Origin of the sequence: Gudongella oleilytica (assembly GCF_004101785.1) — a bacterium.
Lineage (GTDB): Bacteria > Bacillota > Clostridia > Tissierellales > Tissierellaceae > Gudongella > Gudongella oleilytica.
This window is the reverse complement of sequence record NZ_CP035130.1, coordinates 1,658,028-1,683,545: the sequence shown is the minus strand read 5'-3', so window position 1 is coordinate 1,683,545 and position 25,518 is coordinate 1,658,028. Positions and strand designations below refer to the sequence as shown.

Below are 25,518 nucleotides of genomic sequence, written 5' to 3'. Positions count from 1 at the left end.
AAATACAAAATCTTCGCGCCTTCAGAAAGGACGGTTCTATTATGAACAATTTACAGGTTTTCTCCTACGAGGGCAAGGAAGTCAGAACAATCCAGAGAGGTGGCGAGCCTTGGTGGGTGCTCAAGGATGTGTGTGATGTGCTGGAGCTTAGTAATGCTCGCATGATTGCAGATCGACTTGATTCGGATGATGTAAGTCAGGCTTACGTCATCGACAGTATGGGGCGGCAGCAGCAAACAAACATCGTCAATGAGAGCGGGCTTTACAACGTTATCCTGCGTTCAGACAAACCCGAGGCCCGGAAATTTAAACGCTGGGTCACCCACGAGGTCCTGCCAACCATCCGAAAGCACGGAGCCTATCTTACCTCGGATAAGCTGGAAGAAATCATGAATGACCCAGATGTCTGGATCAAGGTACTGACTGCGCTGAAGGAGGAACGTCAGGCAAAGGAACGCCTGCAGCTTCAGACTGAGGTAGACAAGCCCAAGGTGGTCTTTGCCGATGCGGTGTCCGTATCAGACGGAACCATTCTTATCGGCGAGCTTGCCAAGATTCTCAAAGGCAACGGAATTGATATCGGCCAGAACCGTTTGTTTGAAAGGTTAAGACAGGATGGCTTCCTGATTAAGCGCAAGGGCACAGACTACAATGCACCAACACAAAAGGCAATGGAACTGGGGCTGTTCAAGGTCAAGGAAACGGCCATCACCCATTCAGATGGTCATGTCACCATTTCAAAGACCACCAAGGTCACTGGCAAGGGTCAGCAGTACTTCGTCAATTACTTTCTCGTTGGAGGTGGCGGCAATGGACAGATTTAACGCAGAGCACTACCCCGACCCAACAGCTGCCGATGCTTTAGCGGCTGTAGCTCGGGAGGAAAAAGCGAAAGCATGGAAGCCCTGCGTGTTCATCTGCTCACCCTTTGCCGGAGATATTGAAACAAACACCATGAGGGCTATCCGGTACACACGTTTTGCGGTGGTAAGTGGGGCGATTCCCTTCGCTCCCCACCTGCTTTATCCGCAGGTGCTGGATGAAAATGACCTTACCGAGCGGGAGCTTGGGTTGTTTTTCGGGCTGGTCTGGCTCGGGAAATGCGACGAGCTTTGGGTGTTCGGTCGCCATATATCAGCTGGCATGTCGCGGGAAATCGCCAAGGCAAAAAAGCGCGGCATACCCATCCGGCGTTTCAACGACAAGTGTGAGGAGGAATTTGAATGAAGCTTGCTGTCGGCAATAGCCGTATGGATAAAAAGTGGAAGAACAAGGAGATTACCTGGCCAGCCTTCAAGGACACGGTTCGCACCACGAAGCGTACCACTGAGACAGTATCAGAGTTTCGCAAGATGACTAAGGCTCGTCAGGATTCCATCAAGGACATCGGTGGTTTCGTAGGTGGTGCACTCCGGGAAGGTAAGCGCAGAAATGGTTATGTGATTTGCCGATCGATGCTTACTTTGGATATGGACTATGCAACGCCGGACACCTGGGCGCAGCTTGAGTCCCTCTATGACTGGGCATGCTGCCTGTATTCCACTCATAAGCATACACCGGAGGCTCATCGTCTTCGTTTGGTCATCCCGCTGGCCCGTGATGTCAGTGAAGACGAATATCCGGCTCTGGGCCGCATGGTGGCCAAGGAAATTGGCATCGACATGTTTGATGATACCACCTATGAGCCATCTCGCTTGATGTACTGGCCCTCCACGCCATCGGACGGAGAGTTTGTGTTCCAGGAAAAGGACGGTTCCTTGCTTGATCCGGATACCTACCTATCAAAATACGCCGATTGGCGTGATACCTCCATGTGGCCGACCTCAAAACGGCAATCGGAGGTTATCCAGCATAGCTTGAAACAACAAAAGGACCCACTCGAAAAAAGCGGAGTAATTGGAGCGTTTTGCAGGGCTTACTCCATAGAGGATGCCATTGCCGAGTTTTTACCGGAGGTTTATGAGCCCTCTGCGATGGAGGGCAGGTTTGACTATATTCCGGCCGACTCCAGTGCCGGTGTGGTTGTTTACGGAGGCAAGTTTGCTTATTCCCACCATGCAACAGATCCGGTTTGCGGGAAGCTCCTAAATGCCTTTGATCTAGTTCGGCTCCATAAATATGCAGAGCTTGAGGAAAAGGCATCCTTTAAGGCAATGTCTGAATTTGCTGTGAAGGATGCTCGGGTGAAGGCACAGCTTACCCAGGAAAGAAAGCTCCAGCTCGAGGAGGAGTTCTCCGAGGAAGAGGATTGGCAAGGTCGGCTGGAGCTTGAAAAGAACGGGAAGATCAAGGATACGCTTTCCAACATTTCTACCATTCTGCGATATGACCCGGCACTGCAGCCCATCGTGTTCAACCAGTTCAAGAACCTGATTGACGTCATCAGCGAGCTGCCGTGGCCGCAGGTCAAGCCCGGCTGGAGTGACACTGACCTGGCTTGCGCTAAGCTCTATTTTGAGCGCAGCTATGGGATCTGGTCACCAACCAAGTTCAAGGATGCGCTTCTGGGTGTGGTATCGGTGGAACGGCTGTATCACCCGATTAAAAACTATCTCAGCACTCTCAAGTGGGATGGAGTAGAGCGGTTAGACACACTGCTGATTGACTATCTTGGTGCCGACGATACACCCTACGTCCGAGCGGTTACGCGAAAAACGCTGGTGGCAGCGGTGGCCCGGATCTACCGGCCGGGGACAAAATTCGACTCCATCTTAGTTCTGAACGGCTCCCAGGGTATCGGCAAGTCTACGCTATTTTCCAGACTGGGCGGTCCATGGTATTCCGACTCACTTTCCATCTCGGATATGAAGGATAAAACTGCACCGGAGAAGCTTCAGGGCTATTGGATCTTAGAGCTCGGAGAGCTGGCTGGCATCAAAAAGATGGATGTGGAAACAGTGAAGTCGTTCATTACGCGCACTGACGACAAATATCGACAGTCCTATGGCGTTTCGGTGGAGAGCCATCCGCGCTCCTGCATTATCGTTGGCACCACCAACTCTGATGGCGGCTTCCTCCGGGATATCACGGGTAATCGTCGGTTCTGGCCTGTGCGTGTCATGGGTCATGGCAAGCATTATGCCTGGGAGCTTTCTGAGGTGGATCAGATCTGGGCTGAGGCAATTGAGCGCTACAAGGCTCATGAGGAGCTTTTCCTTAAGGGTGCTCTGGCCGAGGAAGCTGTCACGCAGCAGCGGGATGCGATGGAAAGTGACGACCGCGAGGGTCTGGTTGCTGAATACCTGGAGGTCATGCTGCCGGATGGTTGGGACAAGCTAGACCTGTATCAGCGTCGTAATCATCTCAACGGTGGCGAGTTTGGCGAGCCGCTTAAGGCTGGCAGTGTCAAACGAAACCAGGTCTGCGTCATGGAGATCTGGTGCGAGTGCTTCTGCAAGGCCCGCGAATCGATTAGGAAGGGTGACTCCTATGAAATTGAAGGCATCCTGAATAAGATTGGCGGCTGGAGAAAGTTTGACGGCAACAAGACGGGCAAAAAACATGTGCCGCTTTATGGTCCTCAGCGGGTGTTCGTCCGCTTGGAAGACGAGGTGTAGCGCATGCCAGTTAAGCTTATCAGTAGTAAGGCACGTAAGATGGGCAAAGTCGCAAGCCCTTCATATGCCTGGGTTCAAGGCGTGCTTGTTCCTATTGTGCCGATAACTCATCTATTCAATGTTGTAGTTATAAGTAGTAAAGGAGTAATAGGCACGTATAAGCGCATATACGCGCGTAAGAGTTTTAAGTGCTTGGGCATAGACATGGGCACAAGGAGGTTCTTATGCGTGAAAAATTAATAGAGCAAAAACTGGTCCGGGCGGTGAAGGCTGTCGGTGGAATTGCCGTGAAGCTGGTTTCGCCTGGCTTTGATGGAATGCCAGACCGACTTCTTCTTTTACCGGGTGCAAAAATAGCCTTCGTTGAGGTTAAGGCGATGGGCTGTAAACCACGACCTTTGCAGATGAGAAGGCATGAGCTGTTAAGGGCCTTGGGCTTTCTGGTATTTGTATTGGACGATGAAGGGTTGATTGGAGGGATGATCGATGAAATACGAACCTCATGACTATCAGAAACACTCGATAGATTATCTTCTTTCCCATCCAATCGCTGCACTTTTCCTTGATTGTGGTCTTGGCAAAAGTGTAATCGCACTGACTGCCATTTTCGACCTGACACTCGACAGCTTCCTGATTCGAAAGGTGCTGGTTATCGCACCCCTCAGAGTGGCTCGGGATACATGGCCTGCTGAAATTGAAAAATGGGAGCATCTATGCGGCTTAACCTATGCGGTTGCGGTTGGAAGCGAGCAAGAGCGGAAAGCAGCACTGCTGCAAAAGGTGCAGGTACACCTCATTAACCGCGAAAATGTCGAATGGCTGGTCACGAAAAGCGGTTTGCCCTTTGACTATGACATGGTGGTGGTCGATGAGCTGTCCTCCTTCAAATCCCATCAGGCAAAGCGGTTTAAGAGCCTTATGAAGGTGCGACCCAGTGTGAAGCGGATTGTCGGGCTTACGGGGACTCCTTCCAGTAACGGATTGATGGATTTATGGGCAGAGTTCAGATTACTGGACATGGGGCAGCGCCTGGGTCGCTTTATCGGTAACTATCGGTCCACCTTCTTTGTCCCCGATAAGCGAAACGCTCAAATGGTGTTTTCCTATAAGCCAAAGCCGGGTGCTGAGGAAGCTATCTATCGCTTGATCTCAGACATCACCATCTCTATGAAGGGTACTGACCATTTGAGGCTACCAGAACTAATAATGAACGAGGTCTTCGTCCAGATGTCAGCTACTGAGGAAAAGCACTATAAAACCATGAAGGATGATATGGTGTTGTCCCTTAAGGAGAAGGAGATTGATGCAGCTAATTCTGCAGCCCTTTCAGGGAAGCTGCTTCAGATGGCAAACGGTGCGGTCTATGATGAGGACCACGGGCTAGCCCACCTGCATGACCGTAAGCTGGATGCCCTGGAGGATCTGATTGAAGCCGCCAATGGCAAGCCTGTACTTATCGCTTACTGGTTCAAGCATGACCTTGAGAGGATACTGGAGCGCTTCCCTGCCGAGCGTTTGGATTCAGCTGATAGTATCCGTCGATGGAACAATGGTGAGATACCCATTGCAGTGATCCATCCGGCGTCTGCTGGCCACGGCTTGAACCTGCAGGCAGGCGGTTCCACCCTTGTATGGTTCTCACTTACCTGGAGCTTGGAGCTTTATCAGCAAACCAATGCCCGGCTCTGGCGACAGGGCCAAAAGGATACCGTTATTATTCACCATATCATCGCAAAGGACACGATTGACGAGCAGGTCATGAAGGCCCTGCGGCTTAAAGATAATATCCAGGCTGCGCTGATTGCTGCGGTCAAAGCGAACCTGACGGAAAGGAGAAAAAATGCATGAACGACTCATACGAAAGATTGGCAAATGCAATCATTTTGCAAGCGGTCAAGGATTACCGCAATGCGCTAAAAAGGCTGAAGAAACATCCCCGCAACGAGACTGCTTTATATACAAAAATAGAGGTCGAGCGATTCTTCCGTTCCGACTGGTGCACGGAGCTTTCCTCTATTGACGCAGAAATACTTATCCGAAAACTCAAGGAGGAGGTTATATGATGACGGTAAAAGAATATCTGGGACAGGCTTATCGCCTAGACCAACGCATAACAAGCAAGCTGGAGCAAGTTGCTTCACTCAACGATCTTGCTGAAAAGGCAACGTCAACACTTACGGGCATGCCAAAGAACCCTAACAATGCAACTTCCACAATGGCGGATGCTGTTACAAAAATAATTGATCTTCAAGCTGAGATCAATCGGGATATCGACTGTCTCGTTGACCTTAAGCGTGAAATCGTAGCCCTTATTAAAACGGTTGACAATACGGAATATCAAACGCTGCTTGAAAAACGCTATCTTTGCTTTGAAACATGGGAGCAGATCGCTGTTGATATGGATTACAGTATCCAGCATATCTACCGCATCAGAGACAAGGCTATTGCAAGAATTTCCACCCGTGCATGAAAATATGATAGGAAATGTTAGTAGATGTTCATAGTTTCTTTTGATAGTATTACAATAGCGAAATAAAATACAGAAGGCCACCTTGGAGAAATCTGGGGTGGCTTTTGTTATGCCCAGAAAGTGAGGTGAACTCATGCCATATAAACCAAAGCGACCTTGTGCTTATCCCGGTTGTCCAAATTTGACGGACCGAAGATTTTGTCAGGAGCATGAGAAAAAAGAAAACGCTCGCTACGAGAAGTATGACAGAGCTCCTGCTGTACGCCGTAGGTATGGACGAGCATGGAAACGCATCCGCGACAGTTATGCGAAGGAACATCCTCTCTGTGAGAAGTGCCTGGAGCAAGGCAAGCTGGTGCCGATTGAAGAGGTCCATCATATTGTTCCTCTTGCTGAAGGTGGCACGCATGCACGCAGCAATCTTATAGCTTTATGTAAGTCTTGTCACGCACAAATCCATGCGGGGCGAGGCGATCGCTGGCATAACCATCAACACGGAGGGGCGGTCTGAATCTCTGTGATCTATGTGCTGGAGAACGGGCGCGACCTTTCGTGTGAATTTTTCAAAAATCAAAAATCAAAAAATCAAAACGGAAAATCAAAATCAAAATGAGGTGACGCAAATGCCCAGCGGAGGCTACCGTCCGGGGGCAGGCCGTCCTCGGAAAAATCCAATAGACAAAAAACTTGAAGGCAAACCGACAGTCAGCATAACAAAACCAAAGCCGGCTGCCAAAAAGATAGCATCGCAAAATGTCATGACCGAGTATTTCTCCATGGCAATGAAGGAATGCGAAAAGGAAGTACCCTCAGCAGATATTCTTCGAAAAGAAATTGAGGAGTACATAGCAGCTCGCGGTTGCGACGGCTTGGTCGCGCCGCAGACGATAACCGACTATGTGCTGAACAGGCAGGGCTTCCTCGCCTGCGAAGCGATGAATCGTAAAATCGGACGTATGACTAAGGAATTGAAGCTGTCGCCCTACGTCACAGCAGGCGCAGGCTATTACAAAGCGATGCAAGCCGACTTCAACCTGATCATGCAAATCATCAACCGTTACAGCAGTAACCAAAATGAAGAGAAGAATGCCTTCTTGGAACTGCTCACAAACAGGGGGTTTTAATAAATGCAAACTACAGAACGATTTGAAAAGGTGGACATTGACCGCCTAATCCCATATGCAAGGAACGCCCGCACCCACAGTAAGGAGCAGATTCTACAGCTTCGTTCTTCGCTCCGTGAGTTCGGATTTGTGAGTCCGATCATTGTGGATAAGGATTTGAACATTATAGCGGGACATGGGCGTGTCCTAGCCGCCAAAGCCGAAGGTTTATCGGAATTACCCTGCGTGTTTGTAGAACATCTAACCGATGCTCAAAAACGCGCCTACATCTTAGCTGACAACAGACTGGCTTTGAACGCTGGCTGGGATGAAGAACTTCTTGCTATCGAATTCGGAGAATTGAAAGACCTCGGCTTCGACCTTGAACTCACCGGCTTCGGACTTGAGGAAATTGAGAAACTGTTCGCTGCGGATAGCGGCGACGTGCAAGACGACGACTTTGATCTTACTGCCGCTCTCACCGAGGCGGCTTTTGTTTTGCCCGGCGATGTATGGACACTTGGGCGTCACCGGCTGATTTGCGGCGATGCTACTGATTCAGTCACAGTTAAAAAGCTAATGGACGGTCGCAAGGCAAACCTGGTCCTGACCGACCCGCCGTACAACGTCAGTTTTGAATCGGCGAGCGGACTGAAAATTAAAAACGACAGCATGAAAGCGGATCAGTTCTACAACTTCCTGCTCTCGTCGTTCAAGTGCTTTTACGAAAACCTCGCTGACGGCGGGGCTTTTTACTGCTTCCATTCGGATTCAGAAAAAGTGAACTTCTTCCGCGCCTGCGTGGACGCTGGCTTCCACTACTCCACCACTTGCATCTGGGTGAAAAACTCCCTCGTGCTTGGGCGAGGCGACTATCAACAGATGCACGAGCCGGTGCTGTACACTTTCAAGGATACAGCCAAGCATAAGTGGTACTCCGACCGCAAGCAGACCACGATTTGGAATTTCGATAAGCCGAAAAAGAACGCCGACCACCCGACGAGCAAGCCGCTGGATTTATTGGCATATCCTATAGCCAACAGCAGTCAAGCCAACGCAATCGTGCTGGATACCTTCGGCGGTAGCGGATCGACGCTTATTGCCTGCGAGCAACTTGACCGCACCTGTTTTATGCTTGAACTTGATGAAAAGTACGCAAGCGTCATCCTGCGCCGCTACGCTGAATTCATGCAAAACGGTGGCGAGGACATTACCTGTGAGCGAGGAGGCGTTACGCTTAAATATGCTGATTTGGTGAAAGAGGTCGCGAGTAGGTAATTATTAATCTAAAACTACACAAAAGACTTGCTATTACAGCCTTTTAGAGTGATGAATGTAATCACCGGAAGGCGTGTGAAGCCTTCGGAATCCAGAATAAACGGAGGTTTATACCATGAAAATCAACTACAACGTAACGGGTCTGGAACGAAAATCCCTAATAACAGCGATCAGTCAGGAATTGAATGCCCCGACCAATTATCTTGGAGCGCCGACCTTCGCCTACGAGGTAGGCAGATACCACATCGATAAAAACGGCGTAGTCAAAGGCCCAGACAATCTTGACCTCGAGGCTGACCTGCATGGGCTTCATGGTTTTGAAGCGGTGGAGCGCGAATATGATGAACCCGATACCTACGAGAGTGGGCTTGGCGGAATGGGTGCAACATCCTCCATTGAAGAGTTAAATGGTGAAGCTGAGCTTTGGGCTGAGCGTGAAATGCGCCGCATGAAGCTCGATGCCGAGAATGTACCCGACTACTCAAATCGCGGGCAGTACGGCGGCGATGACATTCACGCCTTTGAGGATTTACGGATGGACGAGCGCGAGGAGCTTGGGCTTGGGCGTACTCTCCGCGAGGACTGGCAGGGTGAAAATGGCATGCAGGCTAGCGATGTTCCCGAACCAGATGAATCCGACCAGCTGACCATTGAAATGCCACTCTCCTTTATGACCGATGAAGGAATCACCAATCTGGAAAAGCTGATTGCCAGCAAAGCGGAGCTCATCAAGAAAGCCCTTGACGTAGAGGCCCTTCCTGTTGAACGGACGGAGACCACGCTCAAATTTCCGTGGTTCAAGTTCACGGCCGAAAGCGATGAAGTAGCTGCATACTCCCGTTTCATCGGCGCGCTTTGTGCAGCAGCCAAAAAGCAAAAACGAGTCACAGCACATGAGAAGGCAGTCGATAATGAAAAATACGCCTTCCGCTGCTTTCTGTTGCGGCTCGGGTTTATCGGGGATGAGTATAAACAGGTGCGCAAAATTCTCCTGAAAAACCTTGTCGGAAATTCTGCGTTCAAGTCCGGCACCAAGAAAAGCACGGAGGTGTGCGATGATGTTTCCGAATAAAGAAACGGTTGATAGAATTCGCAAGCAATATCCGCGGGGCACTAGAGTTGAGTTGGTAGCCATGAACGATCCTTACTCTGCATCGAAACCCGGTGACCAAGGAACAGTTGATTTCGTGGATGACACCGCCACAGTATTTGTGCTCTGGGACAACGGTTCCACCCTCGGCGTGGTTTGCGGTGAGGACGTAATTAAACAGCTGGCATAATCTAACATACATCAGAGGGTTGCCCCATCAGGGGCTATTCCTCGTATTAATATCTTTCAGGGCTTCCATTACGGAGGTCTTTTTTATTGTTTTGAAAGGAGGTTCGCCGATGGGCACTTTCACATACACACCGACAAAACTGATGTTGCCGACAAGCCACTATGACAAGCGGCGAGCTGACTTTGCGGTGGGTTTTATTCAAATGCTCAAGCACACCACAGGTGAGTGGTACGGAAAGCCATTTCACCTCATGCCCTGGCAAGAGCAAATTATCCGTGACATTTTCGGCATTGTGGATGCGGACGGCTATCGGCAATTCCGTACTGCCTATGTTGAGGTTGGAAAGAAAAATGGCAAGTCAGAGCTTGCGGCGGCAATCGCCCTCTACCTTCTATTTGCAGACGGTGAAGCCGGAGCGGAGGTCTATTCCTGTGCTGCTGACATTAATCAGGCGAGCATCGTATTCAACACCGCCAAGGCTATGGTGGAGCAATGCGGTGACCTGCGAGATCTCTCCAAGCTCGTGCCATCTACTAAGCGAATCATTTTTCCCCATATGAACAGCTTCTACAGGGTGCTGTCCTCGGAAACTAAATCCAAGCAGGGCTTCAACGTGTCGGGGCTTATATTCGATGAACTCTTTGCCCAGCAGACCCGTGAGCTGTTCGACACCATGACCAAGTACACAGGTGATGCCAGACGGCAGCCTCTCTATTTTCTTATCACCACTGCGGGGCGCGACAAGACTTCGATTTGTTACGAAATCCACTGCAAGGCGAAGGCTGTATTAGACGGTTCGAAAATTGATCCAGCCTTTTACCCCGCTGTTTTTGGCATTGAGGAGGATGATAACTGGGAGGATGAGCACATTTGGCGGCGCGTAAACCCCTCCATCGGTGTGACGATTCCATTTGAGACGGTGCAAGCCGCCTACGAGCAGGCAAAACAAAACCCCGCTGAAGAAATGCATTTTCGGCAGTTTCGCTTGAACGAATGGTGCAACGCCGACATCCGATGGATGCCAATGGATAAATGGGACGCTTGTGGGGAGGTCTTGAAACCTGAAGATTATGAAGGGCGTGAATGCTACTGTGGGCTGGATTTATCCTCTACAGGCGACCTGACCGCCCTCGTTCTGGTTTTCCCACCCGGCTCGGGTGACTCGAAGTATACCGTATTGCCGTTTTTCTGGCTACCGGAGGATGTTATCGATCTCCGCACCCGCCGTGATCATGTTCCCTACGCTGTATGGAAGAAGATAGGGGTGTTCAATACTACTGAGGGCAATATTGTCGACTACGACTACATTGTGGCGTTCATCTCCAAATTATCAGAGCAATTTCGAATCCGTGAAATCGCCTACGACCGTTATGGTGCTGAAAAAATACGGAGAGATCTGGAGGAATTGGGAGCAGAACACGGCTTTGTTGTTTTCCCCTTCGGGCAGGGCTTCATCAGTATGTCCCCGCCCTCCAAGGACCTGTACCAGTTTGTGATGGAGGGCCGGATTCGGCATGGTCGTCACCCTGTACTGGACTGGAACATGGCAAACGTCATAGTTGATCAGGACGCGGCGGGCAACATCAAGCCAAACAAGAAGAAATCTACTGAAAAAATAGACGGCGCGGTCGCGCTTGTCATGGGGCTTGCTAGAGCCACCATCGGCGGCAACGGGATTGTCGAGAGTGTCTACAACGAAAGGGGGCTTTTGATCCTATGAACATATTCAGCAGGTTTTTTAAGTCAAGGGACAAACCTGAAAACAGCCTGACAGGAAGCTATTACACCTTTCTATTTGGCAGTACAACCAGCGGGAAAGCTGTCACGGAAAGCACTGCGATGCAAATGACTGCGGTCTACTCCTGTGTTCGAATACTAGCAGAGGCAGTGGCGGGACTGCCTCTACACCTTTACCGATATAACGCTTCTGGCGGCAAAGAAAAAGCTACAGATCATCCGCTATATTTTCTGCTTCACGACGAACCCAATCCTGAGATGACTTCATTTTCGTTTCGAGAAACGTTGATGAGTCATCTTTTATTATGGGGCAATGCTTATGCCCAGATCATCCGAAACGGGCGTGGCGAAGTGATAGCCCTGCACCCGCTCATGCCAAACCGCATGACGGTGGACCGGGATGCAAACGGTAGGCTGTATTATCTCTACTCCCGGACTTCAGAGGATGCACCGACAGTAAACAGCAGACTAAGCCAGGTGGTACTAAATCCATCCGATGTCCTTCATATTCCGGGACTGGGCTTTGATGGTCTGGTAGGATACTCACCAATCGCTATGGCTAAAAATGCCATCGGCATGGCCATTGCCTGCGAAGAGTATGGCGCTAAGTTTTTCGCAAACGGTGCGGCCCCAGGTGGTGTTTTGGAGCATCCCGGTGTGGTTAAAGATCCCGCCAAAGTCAGGGAAAGCTGGAACTCAGTCTATCAGGGCAGCAGCAACTCTCATCGGGTGGCAGTGCTTGAGGAGGGCATGAAGTACCAGCCGATTGGCATCTCACCGGAGCAGGCTCAATTTTTAGAAACACGCAAATTTCAAATCAATGAGATCGCCCGAATCTTTAGGATTCCACCCCATATGATCGGTGATTTGGAAAAGTCCAGCTTCTCCAATATCGAGCAGCAGTCCTTGGAATTTGTGAAGTACACGCTTGATCCCTGGGTGGTGCGCTGGGAGCAGACAATGCAGAGGTTGCTTTTTACGAGCGAGGAAAAGAAAAAATACTTTATCAAGTTCAATGTGGACGGTCTCCTTCGCGGTGACTACCAAAGCCGGATGAACGGGTATGCAACGGGAAGGCAAAATGGCTGGCTTTCCGCAAACGACATCAGGGAGCTTGAAAACCTCGATCGCATTTCGCCAGAGCTTGGCGGCGACCTATATCTCATCAATGGAAACATGACGAAGCTTGAGGATGCGGGAGCCTTTGCCAAGACTACGACACAAAAGGAGGATAAAAACCTTGAAAGCAAAGAATCAAAACCAAGGTCCAGATAATGCTTTGAGTCCAAGGCTCAAGCTTGATTCAAAGCGTTGTTGGGACTGGATAAAAAACGAAGATGAAACGCGCACGCTATATCTTAATGGGGCAATTGCCGAAGAGAGCTGGTTTGATGATGATGTCACGCCGGCTCTTTTTAGGTCTGAGCTAAATTCAGGGACAGGAGACATTGTGGTCTGGATCAATTCCCCAGGTGGTGATTGCATCGCCGCAGCCCAGATCTACAACATGCTGATGGACTACAAAGGCAGTGTCACAGTCAAGATCGACGGCATAGCTGCCAGCGCAGCCTCGGTGGTAGCGATGGCCGGCACAACAGTTTTGATGTCCCCGGCATCTCTGATGATGGTCCATAACCCGCTTACGATTGCTATCGGCGACAGCGCGGAAATGCGAAAAGCCATCTCCATGCTGGATGAGGTTAAGGAAAGCATCATCAACGCTTACGAAATCAAAACTAGCATGTCTAGAGCAAAGCTCGCACACCTCATGGATGCGGAGACATGGCTGAATGCCAACAAGGCTATAGAGTATGGTTTTGCAGATGGAATCATGTTCAAGGAAGATATGCCGCAAGCAGCAGCTTTGCCAAAGAACGATTTTATTTTCAGCAGACGGGCTGTCACCAATTCACTTATGAATAAGCTCATCCATCCAAAAGAAGAATCCCAAGCAGGAACACCCATCAGCGATCTTGATACGAGATTAGCTCTACTTAAATTCTAAGGAGGAATTAAGAATATGAACAAAACGATTGAACTGCGTGAAAAACGCGCAAAGGCATGGGAGGCAGCCAAGGCTTTCCTGGATTCAAAACGCGGCTCTGATGGACTGTTATCCGCTGAAGATGTTGGCACCTATGAAAAGATGGAAGCCGATGTTGTCAATCTTGGTAAGGAAATCGACCGTTTAGAACGCCAGCAAGCGATTGAGAATGAACTGTCAAAAGCAGTGAGCACTCCACTTACAGATAAGCCGGCAGCACCAACTGCCGAAGCCAAAACAGGAAGAGCCAGCGCAGATTATCACAAAGCCTTCTGGAATGTGATGCGCAATAAGAATAGCTTTGAAATCAGAAATGCCCTTGAGGTTGGCACTGACTCCGAAGGTGGCTACCTTGTTCCGGACGAGTTTGAAAAAATGCTTATCCAGGGACTTGAACAGCAGAATATATTCCGCCAGATCGCAAGGGTTATCCAGACTGCCAGCGGTGACCGCAAGATTCCTGTCGTATCCACTCACGGCACAGCAGCCTGGATCGACGAGGAAGGCGCGTATACCGAAAGTGATGAAGTCTTCGGCCAGGTTACCTTGTCAGCGTTTAAGCTCGGCACCCTCATGAAGGTTACAGAGGAGCTCTTAAACGACAGCGTATTCAACCTTGAAAATTACATCGCCGGTGAATTTGCCCGCCGAATTGGTGCTGCTGAGGAGGAGTCCTTCCTGACAGGAAACGGCTCCGGAAAACCTACTGGTATCTTTGCCACCAGCGGCGGTGCAACTGTTGGTGTTACTGCAGCAAGTGCAACCGCCATCACCATGGATGAGGTCATGGATCTATTCTACTCACTAAAAGCTCCGTATAGGAGAAATGCCGTATTTGTCATGAACGACGCTACGATCAAATTGATCAGAAAGCTCAAGGATGGTAACGGCCAGTATTTGTGGCAGCCTTCGGTCACGGCTGGAACTCCGGACACCTTGATGAACCGTCCGGTTTATACTTCAGCTTATGCTCCGACTGTTGCGTCTTCTGCAAAGACGATCGCCTTTGGCGACTTCAGCTATTTCTGGATTGCGGACCGTCAGGTCAGATCCTTTAAACGCTTGAACGAGCTTTATGCGGCAAATGGCTATGTTGGATTTATGGCCAATCAGCGTGTGGATGGCAAGCTGATTCTGCCGGAAGCCATTCAGTGCCTGCAGCAGAAAGCGTAGGTGATTTTCTATGAGTAATGTAAAGAACTATACCGAGCAAGGCGGAGAAAAAACCATCATCGGCGGAGAACTGGAAATCTCCTCTGGTGGTAAGCTCACTTTTACAGGCGCTGAGCTTAAGCCTGCTGCCGTCCAGGCAGACAGCGAGGCTACAACCATAGCCGGAACAGTTGCCGATTTTAATGCTCTGCTTGCCAAGCTCAAAGCGGCAGGACTGATGGCATCTGAATAATATGAGGAGGTGGGCGCTTTGGTCGTTACACTGGAAAACACAAAAGAGTGGCTTAGAGTCGAGTCAAATGACGAAGATGCGCTCATCGAAAGCTTCATTTTAGCAGCGGAGGATATCGTGGAAGGTATCCTCCGCTTTCCTTTGAGCAATTTTGCAGACGCAATCCCTGAGCCGGTCAAGCATGCCATATATTTTGCTGCTTCCAAGCTATATGAGGAAAGAAACGAGCTTAACACCGAGTCGCTTAACGAGGTTTTAAAGGCTCTTCTTTTTTCCTACAGGGAGGTGGCATGGTAATGAAAATCGGCAGGTTAAGGCAGCGGATCGTTATAGAAGAAAGTATTGCCGGCAGAGACAGCTTTGGCGCAGAGACTTCCGGATGGATACAGTTTGCTAAAGTCTGGGCAGATGTCGCTCCTGTTTCAGGCAGAGAATTTTTAGCCTTCAAGCAGATCAATGCTGAGATTTCAACGAAGGTGACTATCCGTTATCTGGCCGGGGTTACCACAGAAATGAGAGTGCTGTTCAAGGATCGGATTTTTGAAATTAACTCGATCATCAATATTGAGGAAAAAAACGTTTCTCTTCTTCTGATGTGCAAGGAGGTGGCCTGATGGAAATAGAGGAGGCACTAACCTCATATCTCCTGGGTTTTCCGGAGCTTGCTGCTCTCATTGACGACAAGCTTTACCCGGATGAGCTGCCCCAAGGGATTAAGCTTCCGGCTGTCCTTTACAGCAAAATCAGTGATGTGAAAGACCACACCCTCGTCGGCCAAAACCGCCTGGAAAGCCCTATGCTGCAGTTTACCGCCTTTGCCGGAACAAAACCTGCTGCTAGAGCCATTGCAAACCAACTAAAGGCAGCATTATGCGATTTTCAAGGGATGATGTCCGGTATTGAAGTTCAATACATCCGGCTAGAAAATGAGCTTTCCAGCCTCGAAAGAACCCCGGACGGCACCCTCAAAATATACACGGAAATATTAGAATTTGAAATTAACTATTTAAAGGAGTGAGATAAATGCCAGGAACACATGCATTTGGTACAACTTTTTCTTGGAACAGCGCATTGGTCGCTGGGCTTACCGCCATCAACGGTATTGAGCTTTCGGTGGACACCATCGATGTTACCACGCACCAGTCCGCAAATTACTATAAAGAGATCCTCCCTGGTCTGATTGATCCGGGAGAGGTCAGCATCGAAGGACAATTTGACTATACTGATGTCTCCGGTCAGCAGGCGATGCTTGCGGATCTGAACAGCAGGACAGCGAGAACCGGAGTGATCACCTTCCCTGCTTCAACCGGCAGTAGCTGGACCTTCCAGGGCTATATCACCAACCTGAAAATCGGTGATGCGCCTATTGACGACAAAATTCCCTTTTCTGCCACCATCAAGCCTACTGGGAAACCAGTTTTTGCTGTAGCAACTTCGGCGGGATTGTCTGCTCTTATCATTTCGAACTCCGCAGTATTGGCCCCAGCCTTTGCTGCTGGTACGACCGATTACGTTGCATCCGTACTTACGGGAGTATCCAGCGTGACCATTACGCCAACTGCCTCCGCTGGAACGATTACCATTACGACAAACGGAGCAAGCCAGGTAGTGGCTTCTGGAGAAGCCTCCAGTGCCATTCTCCTTGGCTCCGCGGTAAGCGTCACCGTTGTTACCATTACCGTTCAGGAGACCAATAAAGCACCGAGGGTTTACACCATTAGAATCAATCGTCCGTAATGGATAACCGGGAGGGCGGCCCGAAATCCGCCCATATATTTTCTTAGGAGGAAAAGGATATGGCAATACCTTTTATTATGATCAACCTGGACAAACCGAGAAAGCTCCGCTTTGGCATGGGCGCTATGGTGGAGTTTGAGCAGCTGACCGGCATAAAACTTATGGAACTAAACGACGAGATGTCTATGGATGTCTGCTCAAAAATCCTTTGGATTATGCTCAAGCAGGAAGACAAGGAACTGACCTTGGAAAAAACCTGCGAGCTGATCGATGAATACGCAGAAAGCATTACGGAAGTTATTACCGCTATTACAAGAGCCATTGAGGCGGCCTTTCAAAAGGAGACTGGCCACCCAAACGTAAATCCGCCGAAGAAATAAAGCCTGATTGGCTGGACTTCTCGGCGGAATTTGCTATTGGCGTTGGTGAGCTTCAATTAAAGCCCGAGGAATTTTGGCAGCTTACCTACGCAGAGCTTTTGACTCTGGCAGATGGCAGAATCAAAAGTCAAAAAAGAAAGATGAATGAAATGCTCTTTCTTGCCTGGCACATCGAGGCTCTTGCAAGGCAAAAAAAGCTACCTGCGCTAAGCAGCTTGCTAAAAGACGATAAAACAACCGGCAAACAGCAAAGCGATGAGGAAATGATGAACATGGCCAAGCTCCTTAATGCGGCTTTTGGAGGGGAGGTGATCGAGGTCTATGGCGATACACAGTAAAAATCAAACCACTGTTGAGGGTCTGGATGAACTGATTGCAGCCTTTCAAAAGCTGGGTGATGATGCGCTTCCCTATCTTATGCAAGGTTCCAATGAAGCAGGCAGCGAGGTACTCAGGAAGGCTGTCAGCAAGGTGCCCGTAGATTCTGGGAACCTAAAACGAAAGCTTAAAGTCATCAAGGCAAAGAAAAGCGCCAAGTATCCTTATCGTGTCTTTTCAAAGGTCACCTTCCCCAAGGGAGCCGCCTATGCGGTTCCTCTGGAGCTTGGACATAACCTTATTATAGATGGAAAGAAAGTGGGCGTTATAAAGGAACTTCCTTTTTTACGCCCTGCTGCGGATGAAAGCAAAGAGACGGTTGTAAAAGCCATAGCAGACTCGATGAATAAAGCGCTCGGCGAGATGGGAGGGATGAGATGAGCACTGTAATTCGTTCATTAATGGTCAAGGTCGGCGCAGATCTGACGGAAATGCAAAAGGGCCTTAAGAAAGCTGCCAAGGAACTGAAGAGTGCCGGTCAAGAAATATCCTCGCTCGGGGCCAGTCTTACCACAGGTGTTACCCTCCCCATCGCTGGAGCGGCAGCGGCTTCCATTAAATTCGCATCAGACCTTGAGGAATCTACCAATAAAGTCAATGTCGCTTTTCGAGGTTCAGCTGATCAAGTGAAAAAATGGTCCGATACCACTCTTGAAACCTTTGGTATTGCCAAGGGGACGGCCCTTGATATGGCGGCCTTGTTTGGAGATATGGGAACAGCTATGGGACAAACACCGGCTGAGGCGGCAAAAATGTCCGAAAGCCTGGTTGGCCTTGCTGGAGACTTGGCTTCCTTTAAAAACATTGGCATTGAGGAAGCGCAAACTGCTCTGAAAGGAATCTTTACAGGCGAAGGCGAGTCGCTAAAATCCCTCGGTGTTGTCATGCAGGACAGCACTCTTGAAGCCTATGCTATGGCTACAGGCCAAAAGAAAGCCTACGATGAAATGACTCAGGCTGAAAAAGTAGCCCTTCGCTATGCCTATGTCATGGATGCCACTAAAAATGCCCAGGGAGATTTTGCAAGAACCAGTGGCGGTACCGCAAATCAGCTTAGAATCGTGCAGGAATCCTTGAAGGAAGCTGCTGCCACCTTGGGGCAAAACCTGCTCCCCATCATCACACCAATCCTGCAGAAAATCAATGGGCTTATTCAGAAGTTTTCTAGTATGGACGAAGGCGCTCAGAAATTTATACTGACAATGGCAGGAATTGCAGCCGCAATCGGTCCTGTCTTATCTGTTATAGGAGGACTTACAACCGGACTTGGTGGTGCAGTCGGTGCAGTGAGCAAAGCTGCCGGTGTTTTATCAAAAGGCGGCGGTCTTGCATCCGCATTTGGAGCGCTCATTGGCCCTGGAGGCATAGCCCTTCTGGTCATAACCGCTATCGCAGCAGCGGCATATTTGATTATCAGCAACTGGTCTGAAATAAAGGACTTCTTTACAAAGCTCTGGGAAAGCGTAAGCGGCGCATTCATAAGCGCATGGGATGGTATAAAGAATTTCTTTTCTGGCATTTGGAGCTGGCTACAGAGCTTTTTCAGCCAGTGGGGCGTTTTTATATTGGCAGTACTCGCGCCCTTTATCGGGATTCCACTTCTCATTTATACCTATTGGGATGAAATCAAGCTGTTCTATGCCGGGCTTTGGGAAAAAGTGAAAAGCTCGTTTAGCGAAGCTTTAACAGCAATCATACAGTTTTTTAATGACCTGCCTGCAAACATCGGTTTTGCGCTGGGGCTTGTGATAGGCAACATCCTTAAGTTTGGAATTGATCTCGCCACTTGGGTTATTGAGACCATTCCGGTTGTTATTGAAAGCATTGCCCAGTTCTTTGCGGAGCTTCCGGCAAGAATCTCAGCAACTGTTACCGGCGTTTTCAATGCCATTTCCCTTTGGGGCATGAACCTAGCTTCTTGGGTGACATTAAATATACCAATGGTGGTAAATAGTATCATTACTTTCTTTGCTTCCCTGCCGGGTCAAATAACCTCAGCTATTACCGGGACTATTACTGCAATAGGAACCTGGGCAGGAAGCTTGATTACCAAAGCGAGCGACGAAATACCAAAGGTTGTGGCAAGCATCGTAGGGTACTTCAAGGCCCTGCCTGAGGAGATGCTTAAGGTCGGCAAAGATTTAGTAACCGGCTTATGGAATGGTATGAACGGCATGATGAGCTGGATCAAGAAGAAGATCAAGGAATTTGCTAGTTCGATTATTTCAGGGATAAAAAGCGCGCTCGGCATCAGCTCGCCTTCAAAGGTCATGGCGGATAAGGTTGGTAAATGGATACCGGCCGGTATTGCCAAAGGCATCACGGGAAACTCAGGACTTGTCCAGGCAGCTATGGATACAATGAGCGGGCAATTGACTTCCAGAGCAAGTCTTGAATTAGAGGGTTCATTATCAAACGGGAGAGTGTCAGCGGCTGGATATTCAGATAGCAATCCGGGTCGAACAACAAACCTGACCTTCAATGTGCAAAGCTATTCTCAAGCCAGATATGAGATTGATCTACTCAATAAACAGCTTGCAGTAATGGCTGGTATTTAAGGAGGTGACGGTTTGGAGCGATTGATATTCACAAATGCATTAGGACAGACGGTTATCTTTGATGAAAGCGGTGTCTACAGGTGGCTTGAGGTCGATGATCTTGGCGGACTTGAGGCTGATTTTATGACTTCCTCCAGCCCCTTTCAGGATGGTCTCACCTCAGTGGGAGATGCTTATTTTACGGCAAAAGCCATAAAGGTAAAGTTTGTTGTTGTGGCAATCGAGCTTGATGAAGCCTTGCGCAGCTTAAACAGCCTCCTGAATCCAAAGCTTGGACTTGGCAAACTCACTTATGAGCGCGGCGGAAAGAAATATGTATTGAACAAGGTGAAAACAAGAACCCTGCCGGGCTTGCCTGGCACGCCATCAAGAGGAATAGGTTATCAGGTGACCTCCATTATCTATGAAGTGTTCGATTCCTATTTTACTGACGAGGAGTACCTGGAAGCCTCGGTCTCAACCGGCGACAACTGTCTGGAGTTCCCGGTGAACATATTTGACAGCTTTGTTTTTGACTATACAAATACAACAGGGATTGTTGTGACCAATAGCGGAGATGTGGAATGCCCGCTGACTGTTATTCTTGATGGACCCAAGAACAGCCCGCTAACGATAGAAAACATGGATACCGGAGAGAAAATCGTGCTGGCCATGAACCTTCTGGCTAACGAGCGGCTCACCATAACCACCGGAATTGATGATATCAATGTAATAAAGGAAGATCTCCTAACTGGTGATAAGTCTGTAGCCTTTCAATACATCGATGTGGCTCAGACCTCTTTTTTCAGGCTTCCCAGAGGAACCACTACCTTGAAAATTACTGCCGGTGAAGCGGAAGTCGAGGAAGCCGCTATCAAATTCAAGCAAAGGTGGGTGGGAATCTAAATGAAAACACTAAATGTCATGAGCCTTGATTTCACCTACAAGGCGGCTATCCGAGGCTACCAAAGCGCAATCATAAAGCGGGTATGGAACGGCATCGGTTCTTTAGAGCTTGTAATCAGTGAAGAAATACCCAATGCCAGTTTGATCAGCGAAAATGACATCATTTGGTTCGACCATGAGTATCACAAGGCTTTTATCATCGAGCATATCGAAACAGAGTTATCCGGAAGCGTTATGACCTACAGGATTACAGCCAACCATATTAACGTCCTGCTCCACGACTATATTACTATCCCGCCAAGCGGAGAGGACACTGATGCCAGGACCGGCTCAAGAGAACAAGTGGTGCGGTACTGGGTGGAAGAAAACTGCATCGATCCGGATAATCCGGCAAGAGTGCAGTATCCCCTCGTCCTTTCTGAAACAGGAGGCTTTGGTGGAACTATAACCGAACAAAGCCGCTTTGCTACACTTTCTGAAGAAATCACAAGAGTGCTTTTGCCCGATGATCTGGGTTGGCGGGTAGATTTGGATTTGGAACACTCTCGGTTTGTATTCAAGGTGCTTGACGGAGTCAACAGAACCTCTGTCCAAAGCGAAAATAACAGGATACTCTTTGGACTGCGGTATGGCAACATTGCAGGCTTTCGGAAAGTGAAGGATGTTATCTCGGCAAAAACAGTAGCCTATATTGGCGGACAAGGCGATGGTTCAACCAGGCTTGTCGTGGAACTGGACAACGCTGCTGGCGGACGGCGAAAAGAGCTATTCGTGGATGCCCAGGATATTGGGACCATAAATGAGCTGGCTGAGCGCGGGTATCAGGCTCTCTCAGATGCTGCAGCTGTAAACAGCTTTGAATTTGAAGCCTTGAGTAGACAATTTCAGTATGAAGCAGATTATGATCTTGGTGATTTTGTGACGGTTGTAATCGACAAGGACACCTTTCAGCACCTTCAAATTAGAGAGCTGAGGGAAATCTACGAGCAAGGTAATATATCTGTCAAACCTGTTTTCGGAACACCTGAAAGAACCCTCGGAAGGACGGTTGTCGGAGTTGCGAAGCAGCTTTCATCCTTGACCGCATCCTCAACCAAAATTGACGACAACAAAGTTTCTCCCGCTTCAACATGGAGTTCGGAGCAGATCAAGAACCGGGCTAGCGCGCCGGTCGGAGCTATACTTGCGATTGCGACGTCCAATATTCCCGAAGGATGGTTTGAATGCAATGGCGCAGCCGTCAGCCGAACCCAATACGCGGAGCTTTTTGCAAGCATAGGCACTACTTATGGCGCTGGAAACGGCTCAACCACCTTCAATTTACCAAATCTAAAAGGGCGAACGCTTGTAGGGTTAGATAGCAGCCAAACTGAGTTCGCGTCTCTTGGACAAACTGGCGGCGAAAAAAGCCATACACTAACCGTTGCAGAGCTGCCTCCGCATACCCATGACATCAAGATAGACAGCGATACAACTCCTGACGGTGGAACTGGTGCGACAGCATCTGAGGATACACACAATGTGACGCTTGCTGACGGTGCCTTGAGTACAGGCGGTGGAGAAGCTCACAACAACCTGCAGCCCTACATGGCGCTTAAGTGGATTATTAAATACTGAGGAGGAAAATCAATTGAGCAATATTAACGACTTTGGAATGCCTTTCACTTCCCAGGCGGGAGACAGGGCTTACAGCGCTTTGGATTGGCGTTCATATTTCAGATCACTCCTTGAGGATGGCGTGATAGGAGATATAGGATACGAGCTAATGATCAAGCCTCAAGCCACGCCCAATAAAACGGTATTTGTGGATACAGGGGCTATTTTTATTAACGGAGCAATGCGGGTTATGGAAGATGTAACGAACCTATCCGTAGCTGACAACACCAGCGGGCAGCCGAGAATAGACCGCATTGTGGCAAGACTGAATCTATCCAATAGAAAAATTGAATTCGCAGTCAGGCAAGGATCTGCTTCTGAAAGCCCAAGTCCGCCGGAGTTGATCCAAAACAGCAATACCTGGGAGCTTTCCTTGGCACAGGTTTACCTTGCCAATGGTTTTTCTACCATAACGACTGGTGTGATTACGGACGAGAGAGGAAACGAAGAGGTCTGCGGATATTTCAGATACAGAGCGAAACCAGCGTGGTATCCGGTGGGTGGAACACCGCCTCTTGACGCTTGGATGTATTCGAATTTCAAGGATCAGCTTTCCGCTTCAGAACTTGCGGACATTGAAGGAAATAGCAGCTTGATGACAATCATTAACTCTGGTGAGCATTATAAACAAGGCCGAAACTTGATACAGCTTGGATTGTTCAACGGCATGTTCAACTATGCTTCTGATGATGAGACGATTAGCAGTGATACATCCTTAAGTGAGCATATTAATGTTTACAACAACCTTACTATCAATGCCGGAATCACATTAAGTGGACGTTCCGGTGTGACGTACATCTTTGTAAAAGAAACGTTGACGATCAATGGAACAATTTCTGCTTCAGGTAAAGGCAGCGCTGGAGGTGCTATTACTGCCCCTGCGGGATCAGGTGGAAACGGTGGCGGGATATTGATTATATTGGCCAGGAAAATACTCGGCTCCGGAAGCATCAAAGCAAGTGGTGCTGACGGCGGTGACACAACCTCTGGAAGTGCCAGCACAACGACATCAACTGACGGCACAGCCGGATCTTTCAAGGGCCTGTCTATAGGGGCTGGTACGAGTTATCTTGCACCTTCAGCCCCAGACGCCACCCGTATGAAAAAGGCTGCATTAGCGATGAATTTGATTCTTCTAAATGATTCGGGAGGTGCTGGAGGAGCCTCAGGAGGCAAGGATGACTCTTCAACCTATTATTCAAACAGCGCCGGAGCAGGTGGAAGCGGTATTATTGGACAAGGCGGTGCTGCCTACCGGACATCAGTATCCGGTAATAATGGAAGCCCTGGCGGCGGAGGTGGCGGTGGCGCTGTGGTTGTATTGTCTATGGAAACAATCCCCGCCATAACTATTGAAGCCAAAGGTGGCAATGCTGGAGCAATTGTCTCGCAGTCATATGCCAATCCTGGAGGTGGCGGTGGTGGCGGACTGATATCGATTATGGCACCCGGCAGCAGTGCAACAACTAATGCTGCTGGAGGAAATGGTGGTGCTCCGGGGGTTAGCGGTGTGGCAGGCGGAAACGGTGGTGCCGGCTTGGTTGAATATTTTGTTAGCGTTTAAAGGAGGCGTCAGAAATGATCTACGCAAAAGTCAAGAATGGCCAGATTGAGCAGTACGTAAGTGGATTTAAGCCTGACGGTGAAATTGTTGAAGTGCCGGAAGAGGTCTTCGAAAACCTGAATCGATACGATTATAAAAACGGCTCATTCACACCAAAGACAGTACAAGAAACTGTTCAAAACAAATCAATAGAACGAAGAGTGTCTGATTTGGAAAAGCTTGTTTCAGAACTCATGAATGCAAAGCAGGTAGAATAGCTTGGCTTCATATTTGTTTGTTGCTTAATCGCTCTTGATTATATAGGGTGATTTTTTTATTGAATTGAAAGCGAGGAAATATATGAAAGAGATTTTTAACACGATTCAAATTGTCATTGCCGCAGTTGGCGGCTACGTCGGATATTTCTTGGGTGGCCTTGACGGATTCCTTTACGCACTGATCGCCTTTGTGGTCATCGACTATCTGACAGGCATTATGGTAGCTGTCCTTGAAAGAAAGCTTTCGAGCGAAGTGGGTTTTCGGGGGATTTTCAAGAAAGTACTTATTTTTTCATTGGTTGCCGTCGGTCACATTATCGATTCGCAACTGATCCAAACAGGTAGCGCGATTAGGACCGCAGTTATCTTCTTCTATTTATCCAATGAAGGCATCAGTATTATTGAGAACGCAGCAAAAATCGGCTTGCCAATACCAGGCAAATTAAAAGACGTCCTTGGCCAGCTGAGCAAGGATGGTGATTAAATGAATCTGCATAAGCTTATTCTCACTAACAATGCTTGCTATAAAGCTGGCAAAATCATAACGCCAAAAGGAATTATGGTGCATTCCACCGGGGCCAACAACCCGAATCTAAAACGCTATGTCGGACCAGACGATGGCCTGCTCGGCAAGAACGAGTACAACAACCACTGGAACCAAGATAAACCTGGTGGCCGGCAAGTCTGTGTTCATGGATTTATCGGCAAACTGGCTGATGGCAGCATTGCTACTTACCAGACTCTTCCTTGGAATCATCGTGGTTGGCATGCCGGCGGCTCTGCCAATGATACACATATCGGCTTTGAAATCTGCGAGGACAGCTTGACCGATGCCTCGTATTTTTCTGCTGTTTACAAGGAATCCGTTGAGCTTTGTGCATATCTCTGCAAGCAGTATGGACTCACCGAAAAGAACATCATCTGCCACAGCGAGGGAGCCAAACTCGGCATTGCCAGCAACCATAGCGATGTGATGCACTGGTTTCCGAAGCACGGCAAGAGCATGGATAGCTTTCGTGAAGAGGTTGGGAAGCTACTCTTGGCATCCGCGACAACAGTAGAATCCTCTGGATCTGAAAAGAAGTACTACCGCGTTCAGGTCGGAGCATTTTCCGTAAAGAGTAACGCGGAAGCGACTCTCAAAAAACTCAAGGCAGCAGGCTTTGACGGCTACATTAAATATAACTGATTTTAATTTTGCACTAGGCCCATAGAGCGGAGATTATCTT

At 48.9% G+C, this 25,518-nt stretch carries 31 protein-coding genes; all 31 read left to right on the top strand.

Features of this window, described 5'->3' with window-relative positions; all coding sequences use genetic code 11:
* Window positions 1–41: 41 nt before the first annotated feature.
* Complete coding sequence (locus tag EC328_RS08080; RefSeq protein WP_128426308.1) at window positions 42–824, top strand: phage antirepressor; 783 nt, start codon at window positions 42–44, stop codon at window positions 822–824.
* Complete coding sequence (locus EC328_RS08075; RefSeq protein ID WP_128426307.1) at window positions 811–1,227, top strand: DUF7768 domain-containing protein; 417 nt, start codon at window positions 811–813, stop codon at window positions 1,225–1,227. Before EC328_RS08080 ends, EC328_RS08075 begins: the two co-directional genes overlap by 14 nt.
* Window positions 1,224–3,557, top strand: a complete 2,334-nt coding sequence (locus EC328_RS08070) for a virulence-associated E family protein (RefSeq protein WP_128426306.1) — start codon at window positions 1,224–1,226, stop codon at window positions 3,555–3,557. The genes EC328_RS08075 and EC328_RS08070 overlap by 4 nt, the downstream gene beginning before the upstream one ends.
* Before the next feature lie 224 nt (window positions 3,558–3,781).
* Window positions 3,782–4,063 (top strand): PDDEXK family nuclease, encoded by a 282-nt coding sequence (locus EC328_RS08065; protein ID WP_128426305.1) that lies wholly within the window; start codon window positions 3,782–3,784, stop codon window positions 4,061–4,063.
* Complete coding sequence (locus EC328_RS08060) at window positions 4,044–5,405, top strand: DEAD/DEAH box helicase (protein ID WP_128426304.1); 1,362 nt, start codon at window positions 4,044–4,046, stop codon at window positions 5,403–5,405. Before EC328_RS08065 ends, EC328_RS08060 begins: the two co-directional genes overlap by 20 nt.
* The gene (locus tag EC328_RS08055) at window positions 5,402–5,620 is read left to right on the top strand and encodes a hypothetical protein (RefSeq protein ID WP_128426303.1); all 219 of its coding nucleotides are present in this window, start codon (window positions 5,402–5,404) and stop codon (window positions 5,618–5,620) included. The genes EC328_RS08060 and EC328_RS08055 overlap by 4 nt, the downstream gene beginning before the upstream one ends.
* The gene (locus tag EC328_RS08050; RefSeq protein WP_128426302.1) at window positions 5,620–6,027 is read left to right on the top strand and encodes a DUF1492 domain-containing protein; all 408 of its coding nucleotides are present in this window, start codon (window positions 5,620–5,622) and stop codon (window positions 6,025–6,027) included. The genes EC328_RS08055 and EC328_RS08050 overlap by 1 nt, the downstream gene beginning before the upstream one ends.
* A 133-nt stretch (window positions 6,028–6,160) precedes the next feature.
* Window positions 6,161–6,538 carry an HNH endonuclease gene (locus EC328_RS08045; RefSeq protein WP_128426301.1) on the top strand — a complete coding sequence of 126 codons (378 nt, stop codon included), beginning with the start codon at window positions 6,161–6,163 and terminating at the stop codon, window positions 6,536–6,538.
* A 13-nt stretch (window positions 6,539–6,551) separates the two neighbouring features.
* Window positions 6,552–7,151: a hypothetical protein gene (locus tag EC328_RS08040; protein ID WP_128426300.1), complete on the top strand. Its 600-nt coding sequence runs from the start codon at window positions 6,552–6,554 to the stop codon at window positions 7,149–7,151.
* A gap of 3 nt (window positions 7,152–7,154) precedes the next feature.
* Window positions 7,155–8,408: a site-specific DNA-methyltransferase gene (locus EC328_RS08035; protein ID WP_128426299.1), complete on the top strand. Its 1,254-nt coding sequence runs from the start codon at window positions 7,155–7,157 to the stop codon at window positions 8,406–8,408.
* Window positions 8,409–8,523: 115 nt separating this feature from the next.
* On the top strand, window positions 8,524–9,480 hold the full coding sequence (locus tag EC328_RS11635; RefSeq protein WP_206363838.1) for a hypothetical protein: 957 nt from the start codon (window positions 8,524–8,526) through the stop codon (window positions 9,478–9,480).
* Window positions 9,467–9,688, top strand: coding sequence for a DUF4314 domain-containing protein (locus EC328_RS08020; protein ID WP_240671464.1), 222 nt, complete (start codon window positions 9,467–9,469; stop codon window positions 9,686–9,688). Before EC328_RS11635 ends, EC328_RS08020 begins: the two co-directional genes overlap by 14 nt.
* A 109-nt stretch (window positions 9,689–9,797) precedes the next feature.
* Window positions 9,798–11,408, top strand: a complete 1,611-nt coding sequence (locus EC328_RS08015) for a terminase large subunit (protein WP_128426297.1) — start codon at window positions 9,798–9,800, stop codon at window positions 11,406–11,408.
* Window positions 11,405–12,700, top strand: coding sequence for a phage portal protein (locus tag EC328_RS08010; protein WP_128426296.1), 1,296 nt, complete (start codon window positions 11,405–11,407; stop codon window positions 12,698–12,700). Before EC328_RS08015 ends, EC328_RS08010 begins: the two co-directional genes overlap by 4 nt.
* The gene (locus tag EC328_RS08005; RefSeq protein WP_476729732.1) at window positions 12,666–13,430 is read left to right on the top strand and encodes a head maturation protease, ClpP-related; all 765 of its coding nucleotides are present in this window, start codon (window positions 12,666–12,668) and stop codon (window positions 13,428–13,430) included. The genes EC328_RS08010 and EC328_RS08005 overlap by 35 nt, the downstream gene beginning before the upstream one ends.
* 15 nt (window positions 13,431–13,445) lie before the next feature.
* Window positions 13,446–14,642 (top strand): phage major capsid protein, encoded by a 1,197-nt coding sequence (locus EC328_RS08000; RefSeq protein ID WP_128426294.1) that lies wholly within the window; start codon window positions 13,446–13,448, stop codon window positions 14,640–14,642.
* Between the two features lie 10 nt (window positions 14,643–14,652).
* Window positions 14,653–14,874, top strand: coding sequence for a Head fiber protein (locus EC328_RS07995; RefSeq protein WP_128426293.1), 222 nt, complete (start codon window positions 14,653–14,655; stop codon window positions 14,872–14,874).
* An 18-nt stretch (window positions 14,875–14,892) separates the two neighbouring features.
* On the top strand, window positions 14,893–15,171 hold the full coding sequence (locus tag EC328_RS07990) for a head-tail connector protein (protein WP_164906075.1): 279 nt from the start codon (window positions 14,893–14,895) through the stop codon (window positions 15,169–15,171).
* Window positions 15,171–15,488, top strand: a complete 318-nt coding sequence (locus EC328_RS07985) for a phage head closure protein (protein ID WP_164906074.1) — start codon at window positions 15,171–15,173, stop codon at window positions 15,486–15,488. Before EC328_RS07990 ends, EC328_RS07985 begins: the two co-directional genes overlap by 1 nt.
* Entirely contained in the window at window positions 15,488–15,892 is a 405-nt protein-coding gene (gp17, locus tag EC328_RS07980) for a tail completion protein gp17 (protein ID WP_128426290.1), read from the top strand. The genes EC328_RS07985 and gp17 overlap by 1 nt, the downstream gene beginning before the upstream one ends.
* A gap of 5 nt (window positions 15,893–15,897) precedes the next feature.
* Complete coding sequence (locus tag EC328_RS07975) at window positions 15,898–16,611, top strand: cadherin-like beta sandwich domain-containing protein (RefSeq protein ID WP_128426289.1); 714 nt, start codon at window positions 15,898–15,900, stop codon at window positions 16,609–16,611.
* A gap of 59 nt (window positions 16,612–16,670) precedes the next feature.
* A complete protein-coding gene (locus EC328_RS07970) occupies window positions 16,671–16,991 on the top strand; it encodes a hypothetical protein (protein ID WP_128426288.1) in 321 nt (106 codons plus the stop codon).
* Window positions 16,988–17,329, top strand: coding sequence for a phage tail assembly chaperone (locus EC328_RS11630; protein ID WP_206363967.1), 342 nt, complete (start codon window positions 16,988–16,990; stop codon window positions 17,327–17,329). Before EC328_RS07970 ends, EC328_RS11630 begins: the two co-directional genes overlap by 4 nt.
* Window positions 17,313–17,750 (top strand): HK97 gp10 family phage protein, encoded by a 438-nt coding sequence (locus EC328_RS07960; RefSeq protein WP_128426287.1) that lies wholly within the window; start codon window positions 17,313–17,315, stop codon window positions 17,748–17,750. The genes EC328_RS11630 and EC328_RS07960 overlap by 17 nt, the downstream gene beginning before the upstream one ends.
* Window positions 17,747–19,927, top strand: a complete 2,181-nt coding sequence (locus tag EC328_RS07955; protein WP_128426286.1) for a phage tail tape measure protein — start codon at window positions 17,747–17,749, stop codon at window positions 19,925–19,927. Before EC328_RS07960 ends, EC328_RS07955 begins: the two co-directional genes overlap by 4 nt.
* A 12-nt stretch (window positions 19,928–19,939) precedes the next feature.
* Complete coding sequence (locus EC328_RS07950; RefSeq protein ID WP_128426285.1) at window positions 19,940–20,812, top strand: phage distal tail protein; 873 nt, start codon at window positions 19,940–19,942, stop codon at window positions 20,810–20,812.
* Window positions 20,813–22,429, top strand: coding sequence for a Gp37-like protein (locus tag EC328_RS07945; RefSeq protein ID WP_128426284.1), 1,617 nt, complete (start codon window positions 20,813–20,815; stop codon window positions 22,427–22,429).
* A 13-nt stretch (window positions 22,430–22,442) separates the two neighbouring features.
* The gene (locus tag EC328_RS07940) at window positions 22,443–24,032 is read left to right on the top strand and encodes a hypothetical protein (RefSeq protein ID WP_128426283.1); all 1,590 of its coding nucleotides are present in this window, start codon (window positions 22,443–22,445) and stop codon (window positions 24,030–24,032) included.
* Between the two features lie 14 nt (window positions 24,033–24,046).
* The gene (locus EC328_RS07935) at window positions 24,047–24,289 is read left to right on the top strand and encodes a hypothetical protein (protein ID WP_128426282.1); all 243 of its coding nucleotides are present in this window, start codon (window positions 24,047–24,049) and stop codon (window positions 24,287–24,289) included.
* A gap of 82 nt (window positions 24,290–24,371) precedes the next feature.
* Window positions 24,372–24,773, top strand: a complete 402-nt coding sequence (locus tag EC328_RS07930) for a phage holin family protein (protein WP_128426281.1) — start codon at window positions 24,372–24,374, stop codon at window positions 24,771–24,773.
* The gene (locus EC328_RS07925; RefSeq protein ID WP_128426280.1) at window positions 24,774–25,478 is read left to right on the top strand and encodes an N-acetylmuramoyl-L-alanine amidase; all 705 of its coding nucleotides are present in this window, start codon (window positions 24,774–24,776) and stop codon (window positions 25,476–25,478) included.
* The last annotated feature ends 40 nt before the right edge of the window (window positions 25,479–25,518 follow it).

What these genes read in the sequence shown, in the direction of transcription:
- EC328_RS07955 (WP_128426286.1), top strand. Translation starts at nt 17,747, where the DNA reads ATGAGCACTGTAATTCGTTCATTAATGGTCAAGGTCGGCGCAGATCTG.
- EC328_RS08070 (WP_128426306.1), top strand. Translation starts at nt 1,224, where the DNA reads ATGAAGCTTGCTGTCGGCAATAGCCGTATGGATAAAAAGTGGAAGAAC.
- EC328_RS08080 (WP_128426308.1), top strand. Translation starts at nt 42, where the DNA reads ATGAACAATTTACAGGTTTTCTCCTACGAGGGCAAGGAAGTCAGAACA.
- EC328_RS07970 (WP_128426288.1), top strand. Translation starts at nt 16,671, where the DNA reads ATGGCAATACCTTTTATTATGATCAACCTGGACAAACCGAGAAAGCTC.
- EC328_RS07960 (WP_128426287.1), top strand. Translation starts at nt 17,313, where the DNA reads ATGGCGATACACAGTAAAAATCAAACCACTGTTGAGGGTCTGGATGAA.
- EC328_RS07975 (WP_128426289.1), top strand. Translation starts at nt 15,898, where the DNA reads ATGCCAGGAACACATGCATTTGGTACAACTTTTTCTTGGAACAGCGCA.
- EC328_RS07925 (WP_128426280.1), top strand. Translation starts at nt 24,774, where the DNA reads ATGAATCTGCATAAGCTTATTCTCACTAACAATGCTTGCTATAAAGCT.
- EC328_RS07945 (WP_128426284.1), top strand. Translation starts at nt 20,813, where the DNA reads ATGAAAACACTAAATGTCATGAGCCTTGATTTCACCTACAAGGCGGCT.
- gp17 (WP_128426290.1), top strand. Translation starts at nt 15,488, where the DNA reads ATGGAAATAGAGGAGGCACTAACCTCATATCTCCTGGGTTTTCCGGAG.
- EC328_RS08075 (WP_128426307.1), top strand. Translation starts at nt 811, where the DNA reads ATGGACAGATTTAACGCAGAGCACTACCCCGACCCAACAGCTGCCGAT.
- EC328_RS08040 (WP_128426300.1), top strand. Translation starts at nt 6,552, where the DNA reads ATGTGCTGGAGAACGGGCGCGACCTTTCGTGTGAATTTTTCAAAAATC.
- EC328_RS07985 (WP_164906074.1), top strand. Translation starts at nt 15,171, where the DNA reads ATGAAAATCGGCAGGTTAAGGCAGCGGATCGTTATAGAAGAAAGTATT.
- EC328_RS08015 (WP_128426297.1), top strand. Translation starts at nt 9,798, where the DNA reads ATGGGCACTTTCACATACACACCGACAAAACTGATGTTGCCGACAAGC.
- EC328_RS07995 (WP_128426293.1), top strand. Translation starts at nt 14,653, where the DNA reads ATGAGTAATGTAAAGAACTATACCGAGCAAGGCGGAGAAAAAACCATC.
- EC328_RS08045 (WP_128426301.1), top strand. Translation starts at nt 6,161, where the DNA reads ATGCCATATAAACCAAAGCGACCTTGTGCTTATCCCGGTTGTCCAAAT.
- EC328_RS08050 (WP_128426302.1), top strand. Translation starts at nt 5,620, where the DNA reads ATGACGGTAAAAGAATATCTGGGACAGGCTTATCGCCTAGACCAACGC.
- EC328_RS11635 (WP_206363838.1), top strand. Translation starts at nt 8,524, where the DNA reads ATGAAAATCAACTACAACGTAACGGGTCTGGAACGAAAATCCCTAATA.
- EC328_RS08020 (WP_240671464.1), top strand. Translation starts at nt 9,467, where the DNA reads ATGTTTCCGAATAAAGAAACGGTTGATAGAATTCGCAAGCAATATCCG.
- EC328_RS07930 (WP_128426281.1), top strand. Translation starts at nt 24,372, where the DNA reads ATGAAAGAGATTTTTAACACGATTCAAATTGTCATTGCCGCAGTTGGC.
- EC328_RS08000 (WP_128426294.1), top strand. Translation starts at nt 13,446, where the DNA reads ATGAACAAAACGATTGAACTGCGTGAAAAACGCGCAAAGGCATGGGAG.
- EC328_RS08010 (WP_128426296.1), top strand. Translation starts at nt 11,405, where the DNA reads ATGAACATATTCAGCAGGTTTTTTAAGTCAAGGGACAAACCTGAAAAC.
- EC328_RS08035 (WP_128426299.1), top strand. Translation starts at nt 7,155, where the DNA reads ATGCAAACTACAGAACGATTTGAAAAGGTGGACATTGACCGCCTAATC.
- EC328_RS08060 (WP_128426304.1), top strand. Translation starts at nt 4,044, where the DNA reads ATGAAATACGAACCTCATGACTATCAGAAACACTCGATAGATTATCTT.
- EC328_RS08055 (WP_128426303.1), top strand. Translation starts at nt 5,402, where the DNA reads ATGAACGACTCATACGAAAGATTGGCAAATGCAATCATTTTGCAAGCG.
- EC328_RS08065 (WP_128426305.1), top strand. Translation starts at nt 3,782, where the DNA reads ATGCGTGAAAAATTAATAGAGCAAAAACTGGTCCGGGCGGTGAAGGCT.
- EC328_RS07935 (WP_128426282.1), top strand. Translation starts at nt 24,047, where the DNA reads ATGATCTACGCAAAAGTCAAGAATGGCCAGATTGAGCAGTACGTAAGT.